This is a genomic window from Rhodococcus wratislaviensis, assembly GCF_900455735.1.
Taxonomy (GTDB): Bacteria; Actinomycetota; Actinomycetes; order Mycobacteriales; family Mycobacteriaceae; genus Rhodococcus_F; species Rhodococcus_F wratislaviensis.
The window spans coordinates 155,493-173,252 of sequence record NZ_UAUI01000005.1 but is presented as its reverse complement, the minus strand read 5'-3'; the positions used below and the strand labels follow the sequence as shown (position 1 = coordinate 173,252).

The window sequence follows — 17,760 nt, the reverse complement described above, 5'->3', positions numbered from 1 at the left end:
CGCCGTCAGGGCTAGAACTTCTCGAGGTGGACGGCGTCGGCCAGTGGCCGGCGCCCCCGCCACCCGAACCGCTCGAGATCCGGTACCTGTTGGAACTCGGCGACCTTCCCCACGCACAGCCAGGCGATGGGGCGCACCGGCTCGGGGATTCCCAGCAACTCGGTGAGATACGGCTCGTCGTAGAACGACACCCAGCCGACGCCGACGTTCTCGGCGGCCGCGGCGAGCCACAGATTCTGGATCGCGAGCACCGCGGAGAACAGACCGGTGTCGTCGACCGTGTGCCTGCCGAGGATGTGTTCGCCGCCGCGGCTCCGGTCGTAGGTGACGACCACACCCATGCCGCTCTCGCAGATCCCTTCGATCTTGATGGGATCGAACGTCTTCTTCCGGTCTTCGGGCAGCGACTCCGCGAAACGCCGCCGCGCGCCGGCCACGTGGTCGGCGAATGTGGTCAGCGTCCCGGTGTCGCGGACGACGACGAAATCCCACGGCTGCGTGTTGCCCACGCTGGGGGCGCAGTGCGCCGCGCCCAGGATGCGGTCGAGCACGTCGGACGCGATCGGCTTCCCGGTGAACTCGGCCCGCACGTCGCGGCGACGACGGATCGCGTCGTACACGGACAGCGCGGGCTCGGGATTCGTTTCAGGACTACACGCAGACTCGGTCACGCGGTCACGGTATAGCGGTGCACACCCAGCATCGCGCCGGGGTCCGCCTCTTCTCCCTCCGCCACGACGCAGTCCGCGAGCCGGGTCCGCACGTGCCCGGCCTCGATGTCGGCGCCGATGAGCACCAACTGGGTCGCCCGCTCTTCACCGGGTTCCCAGCGCGTCGACGTGAATCTGATGTGCGGGCCGACCGTCTGCACCTCGAACTTCCGCGACTGCCCGGGCACCGCGAAGTGCACGAATCCCTTGATCCGGTAGATCCCGACCGGCCGCTTCTCGAGGAACTCGACGAGCCGCCGCGGATCGATCGGGTCGTCCGAGGCGAAATCGACTGCCTCGTAGGACGCGTGCAGATGATCGTGGTCTCCGCAGTGGTCGTGCTGGTCCAGCAGGAGCTGGTCGAGGGTGAGCTGCTCCCCCGCCGCCGGTTCACGCCCGGGTTCACGGTCGAACAGCAGGGTGGGCTCGATCCGGCCGTGGGCGGTGGTCAGCACGGGCGCCCGGTCGTTGTAGTCGCGGACCATCGCCTGCACGGCGGCGCGTCGGGCGTCGTCGATGCGGTCCGTCTTGTTCAGGATCACGAGGTCGGCGAGTGTGACGTGCTTTCCGAGGTCCGGGTGCTGCGCCGACATGTCCTCGAACTGCTCGCCGTCGACCATCACGACGAGACCGCCATACACGACGTGCGGGTTGGTGCTGCCGAGGACGAGCCGAATCATGTTGCGCGGCTCGGCAAGCCCGCTCGCCTCGACGATGATCACGTCGATCTGCGACGAGGGATGGGCGAGGCGGTCGAGCATCTCGTCCATGTCGCTGACATCCACGGCGCAGCACATGCACCCGTTGCTCAGCGACACCATGGAATCGACCTGACCGGCCACCATCATCGAATCGATGTTCACTGCGCCGAAGTCGTTGACGATGACGCCGACCCGGACCCCGCGGTTGTTGCGCAGCACGTGATTGAGCAGAGTGGTCTTTCCCGAACCGAGAAATCCGGCGACGATGACGACGGGAATCCGCTTCTTCGCCAACGCTGCGACCTCCGTGGACCTCGATGAGCTACCGGGCGCCCATCCTAGCGTCCGGCACACGGGTGGGAGTCAGCCCACCGCGGCGAGGATCGCCGCGGTGACGTCGGCAGCGGGTGCCATCGGCAGCGCATGGTGTGTGGCTGCGGGAATCGTCGTGACCGTGGCCGCCGGGAGCAACCGGCGGACGTTCGCCGCCACCTTGCCCGGATCGTGCGCCCGGCTGCTGCCGGCCAGCACCACAGCGGTGTGCGCGGTCAGTCGCTCCAGCGCGTCGGGCTTCGGGCGTGGCGGCACCACGAGCGTGGTGCGGCCGAAGGCCGCCGTCCCGAGCGCGGCGACGCCGAGCCACCTCGGGTCGACTCCGGCGCCGCCGGTCTCCCAGTCGATCAGGCTCCGCTGCCGCGTCTCCGTCGGCCGGATCAGCACCGGCAACGCCCGGAGCAGGTATTTCGAGTTCATGCGCGCAAAGCAGGACGTCGGGTCGAGCAGCACCAGGCTGTCGACGCGACGGGGATCGTGCAGCGCGTAGGCGAGGGCGATCATGGCTCCGTACGAATGGCCGACCACTGCGGACGCGTTCACCCCGAGGTGGTCGAGCACCGCGTCGAGCCACTCGAACAGGGTCTCGACCGTGCGCAGTGGTGCACCGTCGTTCACGCTGCGCCCCACGTCGCCCATGACGTCGACCGCGAACACCCGGTGACTGCGGGCGAGCGCCGCGACGTTCGCGATCCACACGGTCGACGTCGCCCCGCCCCCGGGGAGCAGGAGAAGCGGCGCCCCCGACTCCGGTCCGCACACGTTGACCCGGGTGGGCCCGAACGGTGTCGGGACGTCGACGGGTGTGACGTTCACCGGCCAGTGGTCCAGCAGCGCGTCGTAGGCCCGGACGAAGTCGTCGACCGTCGACATCAGCCCTCCTCGAATTATCTCGATAGTCGAGATACTAGACAATCGAAGGAATAGTCGCAGTAGATTGCGGGGCGTGGACCCGGACGAAGGCGCACAGACCGTGCACCGGCTGCGTGCCCTGGCAGTCGAGCTGAACCTGCTCGGTGCCGAATTCGCACAACTGCACGGACTGCACACCACCGATCTCCGCGCCCTGATCTGCATCCTCGACGCACACCGGGCGGGCCTCGCCGCCACACCCGGATGGCTCGGAAGTCAGCTCGGCATCAACTCCGCCTCCGTGACGGCCCTCCTCGACCGGATGGAGAAAGCAGGCCTGATCCGGCGCGACCGGGATGCCGACGACCGCCGCAGGTCGTTGCTCGCCGTCACCCCCCGGGCCGTCGACCTCGGTCAGACGTTCTTCGGACCGCTCATCGACCGGGTGACCGCCGTCCTCGACGACTTCGACGCTGTCGAAAGAGCCACCATTTCACGGTTTCTCGACGGCGTGAACCGTGCTGTCGCCGTCGAACGCCAGGCCGTCGCTCACCGCACGGACGGCGCGGAGTCGAGGTCGCGGACGCGACGCGCCGGCGACCCCGCATAGAGCCCGTTCGGCTCGCAGTCGCGGGTGACCACCGTGCCCGCCCCGACGACACAGCCGTCCCCCACCGTCACTCCGGGGAGGATGATCGCGCCTGCGCCGATCCAGCACCCGTCTCCGACCACGATCGGACGGTCGACCACTCGCCCGCCCCGGCCGGAACTCGGACCGATCTCGTGAGTGCTCGTGATGAACTGGGCACGGTGCCCGACAGCGACCTGCCTGCCCAGCGTGATGGGTGCGGTGCCGTCGAACAGCACTCCGCGGTTGACGAACGTCCCCAGCCCCATCGTGACGTTCCTGCTGCCGAAATAGCAGCCGGAATAGATGCCGGCTCCCCACACTTTCGCGCCCGCCGCCATCAGCAGCAGGACGCGCAGCCACACGGGGACGAACGCGGAGGCCTGGACGATGGTGACGAACCGCATCCCGTCACCCTATCCCCACGGATCAGGTTCGCTACCGGTCGTTGCTCGTCGTTAACTACGACATCGCCCGAAGATCCGAGGCGCGGCGTACGATGTGGGCGCCATCGTAGATGCCCGAGGGGGGACAGTGACACAACTGGATAGCGACGGATTCGCTGCACTGATGGAGTCCATCCCCCATGCGATCAGCGTTCACGACCGGGAACGAAACCTCGTGTTCAGCAACCCCGCGTGCGCGGCCCTGATCGGCTACGACACCGACGAATTCGCCGACCTCGAACACGAGAAACTCTTCCACCCCGACGACGCCGAACTGTGGGGCACCATGCTCGCCCGGGTCCTGGGCCCGGAAAGCACCAGCGCGACAGCACATCTGCGCATCCGCCACCGGGAAGGCCACTGGATCTGGGTGCGCGTCGCGGCATCCACGTTCACCGCGGGCACCGAAAGGTTGGTCGCCCTCGTACTCCAGGACGAATCAGACACGATCTGGGGCAACCCCACGGCCGCGAGGCAACCGATCCGATAACCACCCGCTCACCGACCATCGCCGGACGCCGCGCCACTGCACGGCGGAGTGCGGACGGTCGCGCCACATCGCCGGCAGAAATGAGTACGGTGCCCACCGTTGTTCGACGTCGCGCACCCGCAGACCTCCCACCCCACCAGGCACGTGTTGGCGGCCAGCGTGTGCCCGTTCGGACAGCGCCCCGGCGCGGTTTCGGTTCTGGCGGCCACACGTCGAATCTACCCGATAGTCGAACATATGTGCGATTCTACCCTGGGTTCCGTCGCCGCGATGGTCGGTCACATGTAGTTGCCGGGCGAACCGTCCTCCTGCCCGTCCTCCCGCTCCACCAGGAACCAGCTCCCGGGGGCGTAGATCAGCTCCCGGGCGGCACGGACGATGACGAGCGCCCCGGACTCGTGGATGCTGTAGCTGTCGTCGTCGCCGAAGTCGGTGACGGCGAACTCCGCCAATTGGTCGAATGATCGATGCGTCACAGTGAATGTCATGACGCCAGTGTCCCACCGGGACAAGAGGATGAACGAGGAAAGCCTCCCACCCGCATGGTCTGCGGATGAGAGGCTTCTCTCGAAAGTGGAGCTAAGGGGACTCGAACCCCTGACCCCCACACTGCCAGTGTGGTGCGCTACCAGCTGCGCCATAGCCCCGTATTCGGTTGTTCTCCGCACTCGGAATGACTTCCTCCGTGCTCGAAGAAAGTTACACCATTGCCGACCTGGCCAACAAATCGCCTGGTCAGAGGCGCTTCGCGCCCGTGCGTGGTTAAGGAGTCCAGACACTCGTCAACCGCGCACGGGCGGCGGAGCCGCCTACAGCTGCGACACCCAGTTCTCGTTGGACAATGCATCGATCACGGTGCCGTCCTCGACCACGGCAGGGGTGCCGGTAGCGCCGCTCGCGGCGAGGGCCTGACGGCCCGCCTCGGCGTGTGTCCGGGCCTGCTCGACCTTCGCGCCGGTGGTGATGCACTGGGCGGCCGCGTCGGACGCTCCGGCGTCACTGGCGATCTGCGCGAGCTCCTCGTTGGTGTGATCGGAGCTGCCGTTCTCCTTCGGCTGGTTCGACGGGGAGAACAGCGCCGCGTGGAACGCCGAATACGCCACGGCGTCACCGGTTTCTGCGACGCACTCGGACGCCGCGACGGCGCGGGTGGAGTAGTCACCGCTGGCCGAGAGCTGGTCGAGGAAGTTCAGGACGTGGTAGCGGACCGCTACCTTGCCGTCGTCGATGGCCTGCGCGAGTTCCTGGCCGTTCTTGTTCTCGAGCTCAGCGCAGTACGGGCACATGGGATCTTCGAACAGGTCGATCGTGGTGGCCGCATCGGGACGGCCGAGAAGCACGACGCCGTCAGCCTGCAGCGCCACCTGGACCTCGGAGTTCTGGACCCCGCCGTAACCGTCGTTGCGCGGCTTGCTGCGGTTGCTCTGCCAGATCACGCCACCGATGACCAGTACGGCGATGACCAGTACGGCGAGCCCACCGAGAATGTAGGTGGACCGGCTGGATTCCGGCTGCGGGTTGTACTTGTTCTTCGAGCTCACGTGGATGCAGTCCTTCGACGTCGGATCGATTTACCGGATGCTTACTCTGCCATCGCCTGCTGAGGGGTCACTGAGAAAGTGGTGCGTGAGCCGAGTCCCAGTGCGACCGGGGTACGGGGAAACACGATCAGCCACACCGCCAGTGCGAGGAAGCCCACATCCCGGAGGATTTCCTTGGTGTAGTCCCAGCCGTTCACGTCGGCCGCACCGCCGCCGCCGAAGCATCCGCAGTCGATGGACAGCCCGCGGGCCCACACCGAGACGATCACGCCGATGAGCACGAGCAGGAGCACGACGGACACCGCGGCCGTGGCGCGGACGGCGAGCCCGATCAGCAGGAGCAGACCGAGGGCGATCTCGAAGAACGGCAACGTGTTGGCGACGGGCCGGACGAGGTCCTCGGGGAGCAGTTGATACGCGCGGACCGCGATGATCGTCTGGGCGGGGTCGGCGACTTTGAGTGCGCCGGAGACCAGCCAGACGGCGGCGAGAGACAGCCGGGCGAGAAGGGAGACGACCTTGATCCACACCCGAACGAGCGTACCGAAGACGCCGGTCAGACCGCCTCGACCGACACCTTGGGCGCCGGCTTGTTCGGCACGAGCAGCCAGCCCACTGCGGCGAGAAGCATGACCCCGCCGGTCACGCCGAATGCGACCGCGTACGACAGGTGCTGGGCGAGCAGACCCGCCCCGACCGGGCCGAGGACCCCGCCGACATCGGCGACCATCTGGAAGGTGGCCAGCACGGGACCACCGCGGGACTTCGCGCCCACGACGTCGGCGACCGCGGCTTGCTGCGCGGGACTCATCACTCCGGAACCGATGCCTGCGATGCCGGACAGCACCAGGAACACCAGCAGGTTCTCGCTGAGGCCCATCCCGACGGTGCTGGCGCCACACACCAGCAGTCCGATCAGGACGAACAGCTTCCGGCCGTAGACGTCGGACAACCGTCCGGACACGATGAGGACGAGCGCATTGCCGACGGCGAAGACGGTGAGGGCGATGCCTGCGAGCGCGGCGTCGCGGTGCAGTGCCTCGACGACGAACAGTGGGACCATCGCCACCCGCACCCCGAAGATCACCCCGCCGAACGCGAAATTCGAGCCGAGCGCGGCGCGGTAGACGGGCTGCCCGAGGGCCTCCCGGAGCGTCATGGCGGCTCCGGCGGCGGTGGCGTCGGGCGCCGTCAGGTGCGAACCCCGCAGGCTGACGAAGACGACCGCGGCCGCGATGACGAGGGCGATCGCGTAGATGACGAACGGAACCCGGAGCCCGAATCCGACGAGCAGCCCGCCGACGAGGGGTCCGGAGATCGATCCCATCAGGAAGCTCGTCGCGTAGAGCCCGGACACTCGACCGCGGCTGTCCACGGGTGCGATGCGGATCACCAGGCCCATCGCCGACACCGTGAACATCGTCGAGCCGATGCCGCCGAGTGCGCGGAAGACGAGCAACTGCCAGTAGTCCCCCGCGACCGCGCAGGCGGCGGTCGAGGCGGCGACGATCAGGAGTCCGGAGATGTAGACCGGCCGCTCCCCCAGTTTCTGCACGAGCCGGCCGCTGACCGGGGCGAAGACCAGGCGCATGAACGCGAAGGACGAGATCACGACGGTGGCCGCCGTCACGCTCACGTCGAAGCTGCGGGCGAATTGTGGGAGGGCGGGTGCAACGATCCCGAATCCGAGTGCGATGACGAAGCTGGCCGAGACCAGCACCCAGATTTCCGAAGGGAGCCGCGGGCTGCGCCCGGCGGGCAGCCCGGCTGCGCGAGTGTTCATAGTTGAATCCGATGGTAGGTGCCCCCGGTTCCGCGGCAGCACCTACCCCGGCCGAGTTCCTACTTCAGGACGTCGGCCACCAGTTCCCTGGCCGCCGCCTGTACCTCCGCGAGATGGTCCGGGCCTTTGAAGGATTCGGCGTAGATCTTGTAGACGTCCTCGGTGCCCGACGGCCGCGCCGCGAACCACGCCGACTCGGTGGTGACCTTCAGCCCGCCGAGGGCTGCCCCGTTACCGGGGGCACTCGTCAGCGTCGCGGTGATCGGCTCCCCCGCCAGTTCGGTTGCCGACACCTGTTCGGGCGACAGTTTCGCCAGTACCGCCTTCTGCTCCCGGGTGGCGGGGGCATCGATGCGCGCGTAGGCGGGGCTGCCGAACTGCTCTGCCAGTTCCCGGTACCGGACCGACGGTGTCTTGCCCGTCACCGCCGTCATCTCCGAGGCGAGCAGGGCCAGGATGATCCCGTCCTTGTCGGTGGTCCACACCCCGCCGTCGTGGCGCAGGAACGATGCGCCCGCACTCTCCTCGCCGCCGAAGCCGAGCGAGCCCTCGAGAAGTCCGGGGACGAACCACTTGAAACCGACCGGCACTTCCAGCAGTTCACGGCCGAGGCTCCCGACCACCCGGTCGATCATCGACGAACTGACGAGCGTCTTACCCACCTTCACCGTCGAACCCCACCCCGTGCGGTGCGAGAACAGGTAGTCGATGGCCACCGCGAGGTAGTGATTGGGATTCATCAGTCCCCCATCGGGAGTGACGATCCCGTGCCGGTCCGCGTCGGCGTCGTTTCCGGTGGAGATGTCGAACCGGTCCTTGGCTCCGATCAGCGAGGCCATGGCGTCGGGCGACGAGCAGTCCATGCGGATCCTGCCGTCGGTGTCGAGCGTCATGAACCGCCATGTGGCATCGACGAGCGGATTGACGACCTCGAGATCGAGCCGATGGGTGTCGGCGATCGCACCCCAGTAGTCGACGCTCGCTCCGCCCAGCGGGTCGGCGCCGATCCGGACTCCGGCGCTCCGGATGGCGTCGAGATCGAGCACGCCGGGCAGGTCGTCGATGTAGAAGCGGAGGAAGTCGTACCGCTCGGCCCGCTGGATCGCCCGGTCCGCGGAGACTCTCCGCACACCCGAGAGGTCCCGGCGGAGTAACTCGTTCGCACGGTCGGCGATGATCGTCGTCGCCTCGGAGCCTGCGGGGCCACCGTGCGGCGGGTTGTACTTGAAGCCGCCGTCGCGCGGCGGGTTGTGCGACGGCGTCACGACGATGCCGTCGGCCCGCGACTCCGGGCCGCTGCGGTTGTAGCGGAGAATCGCGTGACTGACCGCGGGAGTCGGGGTGTACCGGTTCCGCGAATCGATCAGCACCGTCACGTCGTTCGCGGCCAGCACCTCCAGAGCCGACGTCCACGCCGGCTCCGACAGGGCATGGGTGTCGCGCCCGACGAACAGCGGTCCGTCGATGCCCTGGGACGCCCGGTACTCGACGATGGCCTGGGTGGTGGCCAGGATGTGTGCCTCGTTGAAGGCGTTGTCGAGGCTCGACCCCCGGTGCCCCGATGTCCCGAACACCACCTGCTGCAAGGGATTCTCGGGATCGGGCACGCCGCTGTAGTACGCCGTCACCAGGTGCGCGATGTCTACGAGATCCTCCGGCAGTGCCACCTGACCCGCTCTGTCGTGCGCCACGAGACCTCCTGGAAATTCATCGGGATCGAACTCGACTACCCACCCATCCTGCACCCTCGCACCGGAGTCTGCCCTCAAGACGTCAATCGGAATCCCAGCCAGGCGGCGGCCAGTCCGGCCGCCACACTCGCGACCACGTAGACGACGGACGTGAGCACCAGGCGGATCCGCAGCAGTCCCACCGATTCCACCGCGAACGTCGAGTACGTGGTCAGGCCGCCGCAGAAGCCCGTGCCCAGTAACGCGAACGTCTGCTCGGACATCGACGCCCCCGACAGCAGTCCGAGGATCAGGCACCCGGCGACGTTCACGAGGAAGGTGGCCACCGGAAAGCTGCGGTACGAGTCGACGTACCGGCCGGTGAGGTATCGCGCCGTCGCACCGAGCGCGCCGCCCAGCGCGACGAGGAGAACGGTCATGCCGCCGCCTTCCGCGCCAGCCGGTGCCGGTGACCGGCGAGCATCCCGAGCCGCGCCGCGAGCAGGGCAGGAATCAGGGTGGCCACCACGTAGAGCGTCGCGGTGACGGCGTCCTCCCGCACCGCGTCCACAGCGAACGTCGAGAACGTGGTGAAACCGCCGAGGACGCCGACTCCCAGGAACAGTCGCCACAACCGGTCCGGCCCGACCGTCTCGGCGAGGTAGCCGAGCAGCAGTGACCCGACCACGTTGATCAGAAGGACCGTCCAGATGCCCGGCCACAGCTCGGACAACAGGAATCTCGCGGACGCACCGAGCGCGCCACCCAGCGCGACCACGGCCACGGGTTTCGTCAGGGACACGGCACACATCGTGTCACGGCGGCGGGCCGCGGCGTTCGAACTCCGCCGGGCACAAAAAATCCGGGCCGGACACCTGGTGGTGTCCGGCCCGGACCTTGGTGGAGCTGCCGGGAATTGAACCCGGGTCCTCCGCAGCAAAGCTAGGGCTTCTCCGTGTGCAGTTTGCTATGTCTCTACTTGGATCTCCCAGTCTCGCAAACAAGCCAGGATGACGATCCCAGTCGCTGTTGGTTGTCCCATTCGACTCCGCGACCGAGTCGAACGGTAAAGCCCTCTAGCTGATGCCAGTACCCGGACCGAGGGCGAACCCGGACTGACAGACACGCAGTCGCTACTTAGGCAGCGAGTGCGTAGTCGCGCTGATTGGAATCGGCGCTTATATGTTTGCAGCGACGCTTACGGTGGTCTCTTGCCTGCACCGACACGCTTCCCCTACCTCAACGTACGCAGTCGAAACCGTTCAGCCCCGTACGTGCCCCACGAGTCTCGCGGGGCCACCTAGTGTAACGCGAACCCGGTCCGGTTTCATCCCGGTTTTCGTCCCGAGTGTCGGCGGCCGTATTTCAGCTGGCCACGGCGATCATTCCGACGGCCGCGAGGGCGAGGAGCATGCCCGCCTGCTGCATTCTGCTCACCCGTTCGCCGAGCATCACCATCGCCAGCAACACGGTGGCCGCGGGGTACAGCGACCCGATCACGCTGACGAGCGACAGCAGCCCGCCCTGGAACGCGTACATCATGGCCGCGTTGGCCAGGACGTCGAGGAAACTCACGTACACGGCGAGCTTGAGGGGTTCACCGTGGGGCAGCACGAAGTGGCCGGCGGACAACGCGACCAGCCACACCACCGCAGTCGCCGCGGCACGCGACACGGCGAGCGCCCACATCCCGCCGTCGTCACCGATCTGGTGCAACGACACGAACGAGAGCGCGAACGCGATGCCGGATCCGACCGTCAGCAGCGCCACGGTCCGGGTGAAGCGCAGCACCCTGCCCCCGGCCACCTCCCCCGCGGTCTCGTCGGGAGATTCCCGGCTGACGAGGACGACGGCGACGAGGGCCACGGCGATCCCGACGTACGCGACGGGCCCGGGCCGCTCACCGAATGCGAGCCCGATCAGCACCGGAATGCCCGCGACCAGCACGGCCGTCAGCGGCGACACCACCGACATCGGTCCCGACGCCAGCGCGAGGTAGAACCACCAGACAGCCACGCCACCGGCAGCTCCCGCGAGGGCGCCCCAGACGAGGGCGGACGAGGTGAGGGTGCCTCCGGCGAACGGGGCGATCGCGAGCACGATCAGCAGCGACAGCGGGTACGACACGATGACGACGCGAAGCGCCGCCACCCGGCGGGACGCGACTCCCCCGATGAAATCGCTCACGCCGTAACCGATCGCGGCCACGAGCGCGAGCAGGATCGATGTCAGCGCATGCCCTTGACTCGGCGGCCGAGTTCGCGGGTCACCTCACGCTCGGCGGTCCGCCTGGCCAGATCCTGGCGCTTGTCGTAGTCCTGCTTACCCTTCGCGAGCGCGAGCTCCACCTTGACCTTGCCGTCGGAGAAGTACATCGACAGGGGAACCAGGGTCTGGTTTCCCTCCCGCGTCTTGCCGACGAGATGCTCGATCTCCCGCTTGTGCAGCAGCAACTTCCGGGTACGGCGCGGCGCGTGGTTGGTCCACGTGCCTTGCGTGTATTCGGGAATGTGCAGGGAGCGCAGCCACACCTCACCGTCGTCGACGGTGGCGAACGCGTCGACCAGCGACGCCTTGCCCTCGCGCAGACTCTTCACCTCGGTACCGACGAGGGCGATCCCCGCCTCGTAGACGTCGAGGATGGTGTAGTTGTGACGCGCCTTGCGATTGGTCGCAATGACCTTGCGGCCCTTTTCCTTCACGTTCCGGGCCTTTCAGTCCGCGATGTCCGAGGTGAACAGTTCGTACCCTCCAGCATAGGAGAAGAAGCAAGCCGAATTATTCGCGGACGTACAAGCGCAGGGTCACGTACGCGGTGACCGCCGCCATTCCGACGCCCACGAGCACCAGCACCGGTGAGACGAACAGCACGTCGCTGTTGGAGATCCGGGCCACGATGTTGGCCTCGTACACGTCGGCGAGCACGTCGTCGATGAACATGTTCTTCGCGGTGAACAGGCCGACGATGGCGAGGACGGCACCCACCAGCGCGGCGACCACCGCCTCGAGCAGGAACGGCAACTGCGTGTACCAGCGGGTGGCACCGACCAGCCTCATGATGCCGACCTCGGTGCGCCGGGTGAACGCCGCGATCTGAACCATGTTCGCGATCAGCAGGATTGCCGCCACGGCCTGCACGATCGCGATCGCGAACGCGGCGTTGCGCACACCGTTGAGGACGCTGAAGAGCCGCTCCACCAGCTCGCGCTGGTTCAGGACGCTCTCGACTCCCGGGCGGGTGCCGAACTTCTCGTTGATCACGCCGAACCGCTCGGGATCGCTGAGCTTGACCTTGAACGAGGCCGGGAAGCTGTCGGGGCTGACCAGTGCGGCGAGTTCGGGCTGATCCTTGAACACCCGCTCCGTCGCGTCCTTCACGGCGTCGTCCCGGTTGAGGTACTCCACCGACACCACCGACGGCGTCTCCTCCAGTTCCGTGCGCAACGTCTTGCAGATCTCCCCCTCACAACCCGGGTCCGACGTGGAGATGTCGTCGGTGAGGAAGATCTGCACCTCGACGCGGTCCAGGAAGATCTGCTGGGTCTTGCCGGCCATCTGCACCACCAGCAACCCGCTGCCGAACAGGCCGAGCGAGATCGCGGTGGTGAGGATCATCGCGATGGTCATGGTGACGTTGCGACGGAGTCCGGTCAGGACCTCACTGAAAATGAAACTGGCACGCATCGGGGAATCAGAGTCCTTCGTAGGAGACTTGGGGACAGTACTGAAGCTGGAGTGCAGGGAGGGCGGCTAACGCCCCACGCCGTACACACCCCGAGCCTCGTCGCGCACCACTCTGCCGAGGTCCAGTTCCACCACCCGACGGCGCATCGAGTCGACGATGTGGTGGTCGTGGGTGGCCATCACCACCGTCGTTCCGGTGCGGTTGATCCGTTCGAGCAGCAGCATGATGTCCTGGCTGGTCTCCGGGTCGAGGTTTCCCGTCGGCTCGTCGCACAGCAGCACCAGCGGCCGGTTCACGAACGCCCGCGCGATGGCGACGCGCTGCTGCTCACCGCCCGACAGTTCGGTGGGGAGACGGTCCGCCTTACCGGACAGCCCGACCATCTCGAGCACCTCGGGGACGGTCCGGGAGATCATCGCGCGCGGCTTCCCGATCACCTCGAGCGCGAACGCGACGTTCTCGGACACGGTCTTCTTCTGCAGGAGCCGGAAGTCCTGGAAGACGACGCCCATGCTCTGCCGCAGCTTCGGCACACGCCGGGCGGACAGCTTGTTGACGTGGAAGTCCGCGATGTGAATGTCACCCGACGTCGGCGACTCCTCCTTCAGGAGCAGTCGCATGAAGGTCGACTTTCCCGAGCCCGACGGGCCGATGAGGAAGACGAACTCGCCCTTGTCCACCTCGACGCTCACCTTGTCCAGGGCGGGCCTCGTGGAGGTCTTGTACGACTTCGACACATTCTCGACGCTGATCACGAGGAGCCAGTCTAGACGTTATCGAACAGTGACCAAATGGAGCGACGCGCGGGCGTCATCGCCCGCTCGGCGGTGTCGCCGACGTCGTCGGGACGGAAGACGTGGTCGGCGGCATGCCCGTCGGCGGCGGCGGGAACGGATTGGGAATCCCGAACGGCAACGTCGGGGTGGACGTCACCTGACTGGTCCCGGTGGGCGCCGTCTCCTGCGGGGTCGGCTCGGGTGTCGTCTCGGTGGTCGTGACCGTCTCCGACGTCGGCTCGGTGGTCGTCTCGATCTCCGACGTCGGGAGCGTGGTCTCCTGAAGGGGCGCCTCCCGGGTGGGAACGACCGCCGGAGCGACGGGTCCCTGGACCACCTCCTCGGCGGGATTGAGGTACGTGTACAGCGTGTACAGCACTACCCAGAGGATGCACAGCACCAGCGTCGACGTGCGTACCCGTCCACCGAAGATCTTCGCGGGAAGGAACGACGAGTGCAGAATCCGGTCCAGTCCGCGCCGGGGTTCGTCGGTCATCCCTCGCCCTCCGCTGCCCGGACCGTCTGGAGGTCCGGTTCGACGGTGATTCCCTGCCGTCTCATCGCGGTGGCGATGCGCACGCGCAGCGCGCGACCCACCTGGAACTGCTTACCCGGCAGGGTTCGCGCCACGACGCGAACACTGACCTCGTCGACCGTCAGACTCTCCACTCCCATCACTGTCGGCTCGTCGAGCAGTAGTTTCTTCAGTCCGCGATCCGCGAAGGCCTCGACACCGACCTGGTGCAGCACCTCGTTGACCCGGTTGATGTCCGACGTGGCCGGGACGGGAACATCGATCACCGCACGCGCCCAGTCCTTGGACAGATTGATCGCCTTGACGATCTGGCCGTTGGGAACGGTGATGACCTCACCGTCCGAGTTCCGCATCCGGGTGACCCGCAGCGTGACGTCCTCGATCACGCCCTCGGCGTCTTCCGACGATCCCGTCACCGCGAGTTGCACCGTGTCGCCGAAGCCGTACTGGCGTTCGGTGATGATGAAGAAGCCGGCGAGGATGTCCTGCACCACGCGCTGCGCGCCGAAGCCGAGCGCCGCACCGAGCACGGTGGCCGGGGCCACCAGGCTGCCGATCGGCAGGCTCAGCTGGTCCAGCACCTTCATCGTCGCGATGACATAGATGATGGTGATGATCACCCAGGTGATCACCTGGGCCACCGAGTGCCGGTGCTTGGTCGCCTCGGACCGCACGAGGGCGTCGCCCTGCATGTAGTTGCTGTCGATCCGGTCGGTGACCTTGCTGCCGCCCCAATTGACGAATCGCGCCATCAGGATGGCTCCGAGCACGGTGAGCGACACCGCGAGCCCCGTCGACGAGAGCCAGTCGAGCAGGTTCTGGGTGGGAGCGAACATCGCCGCCGTCGCTTCCATAGGTATTAGGACGCCTGATTCTCGCGCATCCGCCACCGGATGCCCGATTCGAGGAATCCGTCGATGTCTCCGTCGAGCACCGACGACGGGTTGTTGACCTCGTACTCGGTGCGCAGATCCTTGACCATCTGGTACGGGTGCAGCACGTACGACCGCATCTGGTTGCCCCAGGAACTGCCGCCGTCGCCCTTGAGCGCGTCCATCTCGGCGCGCTCCTCCTTGCGCTTGACCTCGAGCAGCTTGGCCTGCAGGACCCGCATCGCCGACACCTTGTTCTGCAGCTGCGACTTCTCGTTCTGACAGGTCACGACGATGCCGGTCGGGATGTGTGTCAACCGGACCGCGGAGTCGGTGGTGTTGACGGACTGCCCACCGGGGCCCGAGGAGCGGTACACGTCGACGCGGACGTCGTTCTCGTTGACGTCGATGTGGTCGGTGGTCTCGACCACGGGCAGCACCTCGACCTCGGCGAACGACGTCTGGCGGCGGCCCTGGTTGTCGAACGGGCTGATCCGGACCAGCCGGTGCGTGCCCATCTCGACGGACAGGGTTCCGTAGCTGTACGGCGCCTTGACGGCGAACGTCGCGCTCTTGATGCCGGCCTCTTCCGCGTAGGACGTGTCGTAGACCTCGACGCCGTAGCCGTGCTTCTCCGCCCAGCGGATGTACATGCGCATCAGCATCTCGGCCCAGTCGGCGGCGTCGACGCCACCGGCGCCGGAGCGGATGTTGACCAGCGCGTCACGCTCGTCGTATTCGCCGGAGAGCATCGTCTTGACTTCCATCGCGGCGATGTCCTCGCGCAGGCTGTGCCGCTCGGCGTCGGCGTCCGCGACGGCCTCCGCGCCCTCGTCCTCGGCGAGTTCGTACAGCACCGGCATGTCGTCGAGCCGCGTCCGCAGTTCCTCGACGCGGCGCAGTTCGGCCTGGGAATGCGAGAGCTGGCTGGTGACCTGCTGGGCGTGCTCCTGGTCGTTCCACAGCTCCGGATCGGCGGCCTGGTGTTCGAGCTCGTCGATGCGGCGGCGCAACTCCTCCACGTCCAGCACCGATTCGACGGTACGGAGGGTGGTGTCGAGCTCGCTGAGGTCTGCGGATACGTCGGGATGCACGGTTCCCAAGGTTACCGGGTGCGCGCCCGGGCCCTCTCACCCCTGCTTCCCAGCCGAAGTCACCCCTTCCGATCGCGTCGAGTCAAACCCTTGCGGACCCCGGATGCACCTTGTTGCATGCACGGGTACGCACTTGTTCGTGCCGCCATTCCGGACGGAGTCGACGATGACCGTGACCGACCAGTACCTGAAGAACAACGAGGAGTACGCCGCCGGATTCACCGGGCCGCTGCCCCTCCCCCCGAGCAAGCACGTCGCGGTCCTCGCCTGCATGGACGCGCGTCTGGACGTCTACCGGATCCTCGGCATCCAGGAGGGTGAATCGCACGTCATCCGCAATGCCGGCGGGGTGGTAACCGACGACGAGATCCGGTCTCTCGCGATCAGCCAGCGACTGCTCGGCACCACCGAGATCATCCTCATCCACCACACGGACTGCGGGATGCTTACATTCACGGACGACGACTTCAAGAAGTCCATCCAGGACGAGGTCGGTATCAAGCCGGCCTGGTCGGCCGAGGCGTTCTCCGACCTCGACGAGGACGTCCGGCAGTCGCTGCGCCGCATCCAGTCCAGCCCGTTCATCACGGCGACCACGTCCCTCCGAGGGTTCGTCTTCGACGTCGCCACCGGCAAGCTCGCCGAAGTGAAGATCGACTGAGTCCGCCCCGGCGCGGTACGAGTAATCTGTGCGACCGTGACCGACCTCCACGCCGACCTGCAGCTCGCCCTCCGAATCGCCGACGAGGCGGACGCGATCACCAGGGCCCGATTCGGGGCGCTCGACCTGTCGGTCGACGACAAGCCGGACCTCACACCGGTCACCGACGCCGACCTGGCTGTGGAACGCGCAGTGCGCGCGACGCTGGAAGCCGAGCGGCCCGCCGACGCCGTCCTGGGTGAGGAGTTCGGCGGCGACGCGCAGTTCGCGGGACGTCAATGGGTGGTCGACCCGATCGACGGCACCAAGAACTTCGTCCGCGGCGTCCCCATCTGGGCCACGCTGATCGCGTTGCTCGAGGACGGCGTTCCCACCGTCGGCGTGGTGAGTGCCCCGGCACTCGCGCGCCGCTGGTGGGCCGCGTCCGGCGGGGGCGCCTGGTCGACGTTCGACGGGTCCGAGCCCGCACGCCTCGCCGTCTCCTCCGTCGACCGACTGGGATCGGCCAGTCTCACGTTCTCGAGTCTGTCGGGTTGGAAGGACCTCGGGATCCGCGAACAGTTCCTCTCCCTCACCGACGACGTGTGGCGGGTCCGCGGATTCGGTGACTTCTTCTCCTACTGCCTGCTCGCCGAGGGCGCCGTCGACATCGCCGCCGAGCCCGAGGTGTCGCTGTGGGACCTCGCGCCCCTCGACGTTCTGGTGCGCGAGGCCGGCGGCCGCTTCACCAACCTCGCCGGCGCCGACGGCCCGCACGGAGGCAGCGCACTGGCCACCAACACGCTGCTCCACGACGAGGCGCTGTCCCGCCTGCGCTCGAACCGACACGGGGACTAACACAGACAACGGGTTCCGACAAGACTCCGACGGAGGAGTCCGGCTCACCCATCCTCGGCCCCGAGGAGGACGGAACGTCGGCGTCGGTCCCGAAGAATTTCTCCTGAGCCAATTCCGCCGCGATCCGCGCGGCGACGGAACCCAGG

General features: G+C 67.2%; 22 protein-coding genes, 1 tRNA gene and 1 other RNA gene. 4 read left to right on the top strand and 20 right to left on the bottom strand.

Translation table 11 applies throughout. The features are described 5' to 3' along the window. Positions 1–11: 11 nt before the first annotated feature. From bluB to DTA22_RS10095, 3 genes are all read right to left on the bottom strand, one after another. A complete protein-coding gene (bluB, locus tag DTA22_RS10105) occupies positions 12–671 on the bottom strand; it encodes a 5,6-dimethylbenzimidazole synthase (RefSeq protein WP_112299343.1) in 660 nt (219 codons plus the stop codon). After that, positions 668–1,705, bottom strand: coding sequence for a CobW family GTP-binding protein (locus tag DTA22_RS10100; protein ID WP_112299342.1), 1,038 nt, complete (start codon positions 1,703–1,705; stop codon positions 668–670). Before DTA22_RS10100 ends, bluB begins: the two co-directional genes overlap by 4 nt. Before the next feature lie 69 nt (positions 1,706–1,774). Next, positions 1,775–2,617, bottom strand: a complete 843-nt coding sequence (locus DTA22_RS10095) for an alpha/beta fold hydrolase (RefSeq protein ID WP_112299341.1) — start codon at positions 2,615–2,617, stop codon at positions 1,775–1,777. A gap of 64 nt (positions 2,618–2,681) precedes the next feature. On the opposite strand from DTA22_RS10095, the gene DTA22_RS10090 reads away from it, so the two are divergent. Further along, positions 2,682–3,206 (top strand): MarR family winged helix-turn-helix transcriptional regulator, encoded by a 525-nt coding sequence (locus DTA22_RS10090; protein WP_112299340.1) that lies wholly within the window; start codon positions 2,682–2,684, stop codon positions 3,204–3,206. Here DTA22_RS10090 and DTA22_RS10085 read toward each other — a convergent pair. Continuing rightward, positions 3,146–3,631, bottom strand: coding sequence for an acyltransferase (locus DTA22_RS10085; RefSeq protein ID WP_037245311.1), 486 nt, complete (start codon positions 3,629–3,631; stop codon positions 3,146–3,148). The genes DTA22_RS10090 and DTA22_RS10085 overlap by 61 nt on opposite strands. Positions 3,632–3,758: 127 nt before the next feature. Between DTA22_RS10085 and DTA22_RS10080 the strand changes: the two genes are divergently transcribed. After that, a complete protein-coding gene (locus DTA22_RS10080; protein WP_037245308.1) occupies positions 3,759–4,160 on the top strand; it encodes a PAS domain S-box protein in 402 nt (133 codons plus the stop codon). Positions 4,161–4,438: 278 nt separating this feature from the next. On the opposite strand, the gene DTA22_RS35920 is transcribed toward DTA22_RS10080, so the two are convergent. From DTA22_RS35920 to prfB, 16 genes are all read right to left on the bottom strand, one after another. Further along, positions 4,439–4,648 carry a hypothetical protein gene (locus DTA22_RS35920; RefSeq protein WP_011598322.1) on the bottom strand — a complete coding sequence of 70 codons (210 nt, stop codon included), beginning with the start codon at positions 4,646–4,648 and terminating at the stop codon, positions 4,439–4,441. Between the two features lie 86 nt (positions 4,649–4,734). Next, a tRNA-Ala gene (locus DTA22_RS10075) sits at positions 4,735–4,807 on the bottom strand. A gap of 162 nt (positions 4,808–4,969) precedes the next feature. Further along, on the bottom strand, positions 4,970–5,701 hold the full coding sequence (locus tag DTA22_RS10070) for a DsbA family protein (protein WP_112299339.1): 732 nt from the start codon (positions 5,699–5,701) through the stop codon (positions 4,970–4,972). A gap of 41 nt (positions 5,702–5,742) precedes the next feature. Beyond that, complete coding sequence (locus DTA22_RS10065; protein ID WP_037245303.1) at positions 5,743–6,231, bottom strand: MauE/DoxX family redox-associated membrane protein; 489 nt, start codon at positions 6,229–6,231, stop codon at positions 5,743–5,745. Between the two features lie 26 nt (positions 6,232–6,257). Further along, the gene (locus DTA22_RS10060; protein ID WP_112299338.1) at positions 6,258–7,484 is read right to left on the bottom strand and encodes an MFS transporter; all 1,227 of its coding nucleotides are present in this window, start codon (positions 7,482–7,484) and stop codon (positions 6,258–6,260) included. A 59-nt stretch (positions 7,485–7,543) separates the two neighbouring features. Further along, a complete protein-coding gene (pgm, locus tag DTA22_RS10055; RefSeq protein WP_112299337.1) occupies positions 7,544–9,175 on the bottom strand; it encodes a phosphoglucomutase (alpha-D-glucose-1,6-bisphosphate-dependent) in 1,632 nt (543 codons plus the stop codon). Positions 9,176–9,249: 74 nt separating this feature from the next. Continuing rightward, on the bottom strand, positions 9,250–9,594 hold the full coding sequence (gene crcB / locus DTA22_RS10050) for a fluoride efflux transporter CrcB (RefSeq protein WP_112299336.1): 345 nt from the start codon (positions 9,592–9,594) through the stop codon (positions 9,250–9,252). Further along, entirely contained in the window at positions 9,591–9,965 is a 375-nt protein-coding gene (locus DTA22_RS10045) for a fluoride efflux transporter FluC (RefSeq protein WP_112299335.1), read from the bottom strand. Before DTA22_RS10045 ends, crcB begins: the two co-directional genes overlap by 4 nt. Before the next feature lie 87 nt (positions 9,966–10,052). Beyond that, positions 10,053–10,424, bottom strand: a transfer-messenger RNA (tmRNA) gene (gene ssrA, locus DTA22_RS10040). A gap of 95 nt (positions 10,425–10,519) precedes the next feature. After that, positions 10,520–11,374 carry a DMT family transporter gene (locus DTA22_RS10035; protein WP_112299334.1) on the bottom strand — a complete coding sequence of 285 codons (855 nt, stop codon included), beginning with the start codon at positions 11,372–11,374 and terminating at the stop codon, positions 10,520–10,522. An 8-nt stretch (positions 11,375–11,382) separates the two neighbouring features. After that, positions 11,383–11,856, bottom strand: coding sequence for an SsrA-binding protein SmpB (gene smpB / locus DTA22_RS10030; protein ID WP_005240226.1), 474 nt, complete (start codon positions 11,854–11,856; stop codon positions 11,383–11,385). A gap of 76 nt (positions 11,857–11,932) precedes the next feature. After that, a complete protein-coding gene (gene ftsX / locus DTA22_RS10025) occupies positions 11,933–12,838 on the bottom strand; it encodes a permease-like cell division protein FtsX (protein ID WP_112299333.1) in 906 nt (301 codons plus the stop codon). 66 nt (positions 12,839–12,904) lie between these two features. Next, complete coding sequence (ftsE, locus tag DTA22_RS10020) at positions 12,905–13,594, bottom strand: cell division ATP-binding protein FtsE (RefSeq protein ID WP_005240222.1); 690 nt, start codon at positions 13,592–13,594, stop codon at positions 12,905–12,907. A 55-nt stretch (positions 13,595–13,649) separates the two neighbouring features. Next, entirely contained in the window at positions 13,650–14,111 is a 462-nt protein-coding gene (locus DTA22_RS10015; protein ID WP_112299332.1) for a hypothetical protein, read from the bottom strand. After that, complete coding sequence (locus DTA22_RS10010; protein ID WP_005240218.1) at positions 14,108–15,004, bottom strand: mechanosensitive ion channel family protein; 897 nt, start codon at positions 15,002–15,004, stop codon at positions 14,108–14,110. Before DTA22_RS10010 ends, DTA22_RS10015 begins: the two co-directional genes overlap by 4 nt. A 5-nt stretch (positions 15,005–15,009) precedes the next feature. Next, positions 15,010–16,116, bottom strand: coding sequence for a peptide chain release factor 2 (gene prfB / locus DTA22_RS10005; protein WP_037245280.1), 1,107 nt, complete (start codon positions 16,114–16,116; stop codon positions 15,010–15,012). A gap of 166 nt (positions 16,117–16,282) precedes the next feature. Here prfB and DTA22_RS10000 point away from each other — a divergent pair, with 166 nt between their 5' ends. After that, complete coding sequence (locus DTA22_RS10000; RefSeq protein ID WP_037245277.1) at positions 16,283–16,777, top strand: beta-class carbonic anhydrase; 495 nt, start codon at positions 16,283–16,285, stop codon at positions 16,775–16,777. A gap of 36 nt (positions 16,778–16,813) precedes the next feature. Further along, the gene (gene hisN / locus DTA22_RS09995; RefSeq protein ID WP_015890159.1) at positions 16,814–17,614 is read left to right on the top strand and encodes a histidinol-phosphatase; all 801 of its coding nucleotides are present in this window, start codon (positions 16,814–16,816) and stop codon (positions 17,612–17,614) included. Positions 17,615–17,760 lie beyond the last annotated feature (146 nt).